Origin of the sequence: uncultured Maritalea sp., assembly GCF_937139385.1 — a bacterium.
Lineage (GTDB): Bacteria > Pseudomonadota > Alphaproteobacteria > Rhizobiales > Devosiaceae > Maritalea > Maritalea porphyrae_A.
In genome coordinates, this window is sequence record NZ_CAKZPW010000413.1 from 1 (window position 1) to 3,191 (window position 3,191).

The following is a 3,191-nucleotide window of genomic DNA, read 5'->3' on the forward strand; positions in this document are numbered from 1 at the left end:
TATCCGCGCCGTCGAGCAGGTCGGCGGCTTCGGCATGGGTTTCCGCCACCACCACACGGCGTTTTTCAAAGGCACGTCGGCCATTTTTCAACGTATGTGCAACATCCGCCAATGGCTGTTCAGGATGCGCGCGCAGATGTGCGGCAAGGGCAGAGCCGCCGGGCAGAATAAAGCTGCGCAAGGGGGCGACCGATTGGGTCATGGCGTCGATTTCGTTTTCCAGACGGGTCACTTGCGCGTCTGCCACCCGCAACGGCGGGTATTCACCTGATATGAAACTGGTTTGCGAACGTTTTGAAATAGTAGAAACGTTCGAACAAGAGATAACAAAAGAGTAGACCGATGAAATTCACAATTGATTGGCTCAAAGATCATCTGGACACAAAAGCGTCGAACGATGAGATCATTGAAACCCTCACCATGATCGGCCTTGAGGTCGAAGAGGTTGAAGACCAAGCCAAAGTGCTGAACGACTTTACGGTCTGCGAAGTAATCAGCGCCGAAAAGCATCCGAATGCTGATAAGTTGCGGGTGTGTTTGGTCAATACTGGATCTGGTGAACCAGTGAAAGTCGTGTGCGGCGCACCAAACGCACGCACTGGACTTAAGGGCGTTTTTGCAGCGGTTGGTACCTATGTGCCGGGCGTTGATTTCACTTTGACCAAAGGCAATATTCGCGGTGAAGAAAGCAATGGCATGTTGTGTTCTGAGCGTGAGCTAATGCTCTCGGACGAACACGACGGCATTATCGATCTGCCAGAAGATGCACCAGTTGGCACCAAATATGTCGACTACGCAGGTATTGATGATGTTGTTGTTGATATTGCGATTACCCCAAACCGTGGCGACGCGACGGGTGTTTATGGCATTGCGCGCGACTTGGCTGCAGCAGGTATTGGCGAGCTAAAAGACGGTGCCGTTAAATCAGTACCTGCTACATTGGCGGGCCCGGGCGATGTTTCAGTCGATTTTCGTTTTGGCGAAGACGAGCCACAAGCTTGTAAAATGTTTGCAGGTCGATTGTTTAAGGGCGTCAAAAACGGTCCATCTCCTGAATGGTTGCAAAAGCGCCTGATCGCGGTTGGCCTTCGTCCCATTAATGCGCTGGCAGATATTACCAATTATATTTCCTATGATCGGGGGCGCCCACTACACGCCTATGATGCCGACAAAATTAGCGGCCAGTTTCATGCACGAAATGCTAAGAGTGGCGAAGAGATTGTTGCGCTTGACGGTAAGACCTATCAACTCGATGAAACCATGTGCATTTTGGCCGATGACAATGGACCGCTTTGTATCGGCGGTATCATGGGTGGTGAGGAAAGCGGCTGTACAGCTGAAACCACGAACATATTTATGGAATGCGCATGGTGGGAGCCATTGTTGATTGCACAAACCGGACGCAAAACTGGCATTGTTTCGGACGCCCGCTACCGGTTGGAGCGTCATGCTGATCCAGAGTTTGTTAACCCAGGCCTAGAGCTGGCCACCAAAATGATCTTAGAGATTTGCGGCGGCGAAGTGCATGAGCCTGTTGTTACTGGCGAAGTGCGTTCACCTGAAAAAATTATCGATTTTCCATTGGCTGAAATCACTCGCCTGACCGGCCTTAAAGTGCCGTTTGCCGAAGCTAAGGCAATTCTATCTCGCCTTGGATTTTGGGTCGCGGGATCGGGCGATACAGTGAAGGTCAATGTGCCGTCATTCCGTCCAGACATCGAAGGTAAAGCGGACATTGTCGAAGAGGTTATGCGCATTGTTGGCGTAGATAAAGTGCCGGTTGATCCTCTGCCGCGCTTGTCAGGTGTCGCACCAAAAATGCTGACAACGATCCAAAACCGACGCCGTCTTGCACGTCGCACCTTGGCGGCGCGAGGGTTCCACGAAGCGGTAACATGGTCTTTCATTTCGGAAAAAGAAGCGACTCTGTTTGGCGGTGGCGTTGACGAGTTGAAACTTGAAAACCCAATCGCGTCGGACCTAACAGACATGCGTCCGTCTTTGTTGCCCGGCCTGTTGGCGGCTGTGGGGCGAAATGCAAACCGTGGCTTTGCGGATGTATCTTTGTTTGAAGTTGGCCAAGTGTTTAAAAACGACAACATCGACGGTCAATTGAACTATGCAACAGGCGTTAGATCTGGCACCGCCAAATTCGCCCAAGTGGGGCGTGATTGGCAAGGTAAAGCAAATAAAGTCGATGTTTTTGATGTCAAAGCCGATGCGCTCGCAGCGCTTGATGCATTGGGCATGGACGTTAACAACGTGCAAGTGGTCGCAGAACCAGCCGATTGGGCGCATCCCGGCCGCGCAGGGCGTCTGCAACTTGGCCCCAAAATGATTTTGGGTTGGTTTGGCGAATTGCACCCCGCGCTTATCACCGAACTGGATTTGTCGGGCCCAATTGTGGCGTTCGAATTGAACCTTGACGCCATCCCGGCTCCGCGCAAAAAAGCTAGCAAAGCCAAAGGTGCGTTGGAAATTTCCGACCTGCAACCAGTCCGCAGAGACTTTGCGTTCTTGGTCGACGGTGCCGTTGAAGCCAACAAATTTGTTAAAGCCGCAAACTCTGCGGACAAAAAGCTCATTCAATCAACAACGATTTTCGATGTGTTTGAAGGTGAACATATTGGCGAGGGTAAAAAATCTGTCGCGATTGAAGTCACACTTCAGCCGCGCCAAAAAACACTTACCGATGAAGACATTGAAGCCGTTAGCAAAAAGATTATTTCGGCCGTTGAAAAAGCGACTGGAGCCGCGCTGCGCGGATAGCAACATGAGAATAGGAAAAACAGCGCGCGAACACCCAACCTTGGCATTGGTGCTGTTTTTCCTACTTGTTCTTATGGGACCGTTGGGCTCTATAAGCGCTACACTCGTGCAACTTGTTTTGCTGATCAGCATACCGTTCGTTTTTCGAGAAGTGCGGTTTGCCGAAATTCTGCGACAACCGTTGATTGCGACCTTTTTTGCGACCTATTTTGCCCTCGCATTGGCGTTTATCGCCGCTACGGGTGATCCGGTTGCCGGACTTCATTCCATCAACTTCTTGGCCGTTTTGCTCGCGGCCCCTTTGTTTGTGCTTGGCCGCAAACTCGAACACCGCGATCTTTGGCAACTGGTTTCGGGTTTTGCTCTATTGGGGCTGTTGGTAACGCTTGCACTTGTGCTGTTTCAAACAACAGCATTGGGAT

2 protein-coding genes and 1 pseudogene are annotated in these 3,191 nt (G+C 51.2%); 2 read left to right on the plus strand and 1 reads right to left on the minus strand.

From position 1 onward, the window contains the following. A pseudogene (locus Q0231_RS16295) lies at positions 1 to 232 on the minus strand (hypothetical protein); the annotation flags it as partial. Between the two features lie 110 nt (positions 233 to 342). On the opposite strand from Q0231_RS16295, the gene pheT reads away from it, so the two are divergent. Beyond that, entirely contained in the window at positions 343 to 2,769 is a 2,427-nt protein-coding gene (gene pheT, locus Q0231_RS16300) for a phenylalanine--tRNA ligase subunit beta (RefSeq protein ID WP_299349269.1), read from the plus strand. A gap of 4 nt (positions 2,770 to 2,773) precedes the next feature. Beyond that, positions 2,774 to 3,191 (plus strand): hypothetical protein (locus Q0231_RS16305; RefSeq protein ID WP_299349272.1); only part of this gene is annotated, 418 nt, incomplete at its 3' end.